Raw genomic sequence first — 3247 nt, forward strand, 5'->3', positions numbered from 1 at the left:
TTCATCGCAGAGACGCAAAGGAAAAATAAATGTAAAATGTAAAATAGGAAATGAAAAATGGGAAATTTTAGTACTTCGCAAGACTCATTACCTTTCAGTTATACATTTTCATTGGACATTTCTCATTTTACATTGTCCATTTTACATTGATTACATAGGTCGAGATTTTTTACTCTTCAGGACTGGGATATCCTTTACCCCAATATCCAGCCCTTGTTTAACTAAATCCACATGAATCCTTGCCGCTTCTTCTGAAGATTTATCATACCAAGGAAGAAATGTTAAGGAAGAAAGCACATCTCTAACTCCTTCCATCTTTCCGGAGTAGAAACCCCCATAATAGAGTTCGTAAGTAGTAACTGGAGAAACATAGCATTCATATTCCTCAAGCACCCAGGATAACACATCTCCATAGACTGGAGCATCTCTTAAATAATCAATTATCACATCTGTATCTATACAAATTCTTTGGGTTGCCACTTTTTCCATGACTCAAATAACTCCTTATAGATAAGATTAACATTGACTCCTTTCCAACTACCTTTTGCCCTTTTGAATCTTTCTAAATCTTTAACATCTTTCTCATCTCGATTCACCTTATAAATACAAAGCATTTTGTCCTTCACCTCAACTTCCACATCTTCTCTTTCGTATAATCCCAGCATGTTACAGATATTTCTTGGTAAAGTAATTACTGCCTCCTCAGTTGGTTGCACTGTTAACAATTTTCATCACCTCCTTGAGTTTTACTTCTCATTTTCATCCTCCTGCATAAATCTACGCCCGGCTTTATAAAGATTGTGGATTTTTATGCGAGCTATATTAGATTGATTTGCCACAGAGCACACAGAGTTCACAGAGATAATTCTTTTTTAATTTCTCTGTGTCCTCTGTGGCTATAGAATAGCATATTTCTGCCGATAAGTCCATTAAAAATTTTGGTTTATGCCAAAATCTCACGACTTTTAGGATGAAAACCTCACGAGTTTTGAAAAAATCGAAGGTTATCCTAAAAGTCGTGAGGTGAAACTACCAATAGAAGATGCTCAAAAGAACACCCCCTACCGGTCAATGTTCAAACCATTTTACCTGCTTTATCACCTACAACTACTTCTCCACCTCTTGCAATACAAATCTGTAAACCTTACCAGTTTTAAGGCTTTCTAAGTATAGTCCATTCTCATCCTCAAACATTCGCCAGAGATTTTGACCATCTCTTTGGAAGAAAATGTCACCGGTGTGGTATGCATGTGCTTGCACATCACCTTCTACATCTAATTTGTAAGTCGGCTCCGTCGTCCCGATGACAACATTGCCCAATATTACCTTATGTTGCCGCTATTCTAAAACCCTTCTTTAATAATTCAACTATATCCTGATGTTGCTGAATTACTTCCTGATGTCGCTGTTCACCTTCCTTGTGAATTTCTACAAGTGTTGCGTGTATTTCTTTAGTTGTTGCATGCATTTCTCGAACTAATGTTCTGGTTCCATTGAATACATATGCCACCACTCCTGATACCAATGCTACGGTTCCAAAAATAGTGACACATGCAATAATCCATTCGTTCATTTCTTGCCCTCCTATTCAGGTCTCGAATTTCTGTTGAAAAAAGTCCTGTAGAAAGTTTGCGAATTTAGTGATGCTGCCAAAATTCGAGACCTGAATTCTGAGATTACCACCAGTCTTGCTGATAACTACTAATTCCTCCTACTTGTTCACTACCTCTTGCAAGAGAAATCTGTAAACCTTACCAGTCTTCAGGCTTTCTAAGTACAATCCTTCTTCATCCTCAAACATCCGCCAGAGCTGATGACCATCTTTCTGGAAGGTAATATCGCCTGTATAATAGCCATGTGCCTGCACATAGCCTTCGACATCTAATTTGTAATTTGGCATCGTTGTCCCGATGCCGACATTGCCGTCTCCACGAATGACGAACTTACCCTGAACCGTACTGGCACGATTGTTACGTGCGACAAACAAGTAATAGCCAGGATCATCTCCTCGCGAAGCATCGACAGTCAGTACCCCAGCCCCGTAGTTGCTATCCTTAGCCCAAAAGTTAGCAACTGCATGCCACGGAGCATTAACCGTAGTGGCTACAATGGCATTCTGTGCACTATCTGTTTCGACAAATAGTTTCGACTCCGTTGGCATCGTCGTCCCGATGCCGACATTGCCCCTTGTATCTACCGTAACCCGATTTGCGTTTGCAGTGGCGTCTGTAATATTAAACTTACCACTTGTTGATTCTAAACCCCAGTTTCGTCCACCTACACCTGTAGCATTTAACCAGATTCTCGAAGTCTCCCCAGTTGTTGTAAATTCAGCGGTATCTGGTCCAGATACACCTGCAACATGAAGCTTGTAACTCGGCTCTGTTGTCCCGATACCGACATTGCCTTCCTTGGTAATGCGCATCCTTTCCTGCCAACCATCATCATTGGTGGAAAACACCATATCATCTGTTGGAGTACCACCAGGGACACAATTGCCTATCGTCCAATCATACTGACCTGGTAACTTACCTCCTACAAAACAGCCTAAACCACCCATAAGGTCACCAACCTGTGGAGTAAGAACCGCATCTGCCCCGTAAATTTGTGCTGTAAAGGCAGATGTAGGGCTGATAATTAGCCCAACTAACAACATTAACGAAATTAGTGTCCTTTTCATTTTCTTTCATCCTCCTTTTTAATTTTTTGTCTGTGTAAAAATGGAGATGTGGTGATATTGGAGATATAGAGATTGATTTTAAAAAATATCTCCTCCTCTCCTCTATCTCCTTATCCCCTTTGCTTACACTTTTTCTTTCCCTTATACGATTGCCCGGCAATAATTTTGGAGAAACTTTTTCACCACCTTTCTTTGCAAGATTGGGCTGGTACACGGTAATGCATTGTCACAGAAATTATTAAAATTGTTCATCTCTCATTGGGAAGGGTAATGAAATGCAAGTATAAATTTTCGATTTTCGATTTTTGAAATCTGTCTTCTCATCTTCTTCTCCTCTTATCTTCTGTCTTCAGTCTTTGGTCTTATCTTCAATAGCACATACCCGGTGATGATTAATATCACGATAGAAACTGCCACTGGTAAAATGTAACTATTCAGCTTGTAGGAAAGTAGGAGAGTAGGGAAGTAGGAAAGGGGAGACATTGTCCCCAGAAGAGGAATACCGTGCACATCCTTTATCCCTTTCCTACTACCTACTTGCCTACTATTTCCTCCTGAAAGTAGGAA

General features: G+C 40.0%; 6 protein-coding genes. All 6 read right to left on the bottom strand.

Annotation, left to right across the window (positions count from 1 at the left end; genetic code table 11):
* Positions 1–150: 150 nt before the first annotated feature.
* Positions 151–489, bottom strand: coding sequence for a type II toxin-antitoxin system VapC family toxin (locus AB1414_17855; protein MEW6609279.1), 339 nt, complete (start codon positions 487–489; stop codon positions 151–153).
* Positions 456–725, bottom strand: coding sequence for a hypothetical protein (locus tag AB1414_17860; GenBank protein ID MEW6609280.1), 270 nt, complete (start codon positions 723–725; stop codon positions 456–458). The genes AB1414_17855 and AB1414_17860 overlap by 34 nt, the downstream gene beginning before the upstream one ends.
* 382 nt (positions 726–1107) lie before the next feature.
* Complete coding sequence (locus AB1414_17865; GenBank protein MEW6609281.1) at positions 1108–1320, bottom strand: hypothetical protein; 213 nt, start codon at positions 1318–1320, stop codon at positions 1108–1110.
* 7 nt (positions 1321–1327) lie between these two features.
* A complete protein-coding gene (locus AB1414_17870) occupies positions 1328–1573 on the bottom strand; it encodes a hypothetical protein (GenBank protein ID MEW6609282.1) in 246 nt (81 codons plus the stop codon).
* Positions 1574–1711: 138 nt separating this feature from the next.
* The gene (locus tag AB1414_17875; protein ID MEW6609283.1) at positions 1712–2680 is read right to left on the bottom strand and encodes a hypothetical protein; all 969 of its coding nucleotides are present in this window, start codon (positions 2678–2680) and stop codon (positions 1712–1714) included.
* A 336-nt stretch (positions 2681–3016) separates the two neighbouring features.
* The coding region (locus AB1414_17880) for a hypothetical protein (GenBank protein MEW6609284.1) at positions 3017–3247 on the bottom strand (231 nt) is incomplete at its 5' end.

The organism is bacterium (assembly GCA_040755795.1).
GTDB lineage: Bacteria > UBA9089 > CG2-30-40-21 > CG2-30-40-21 > SBAY01 > JBFLXS01.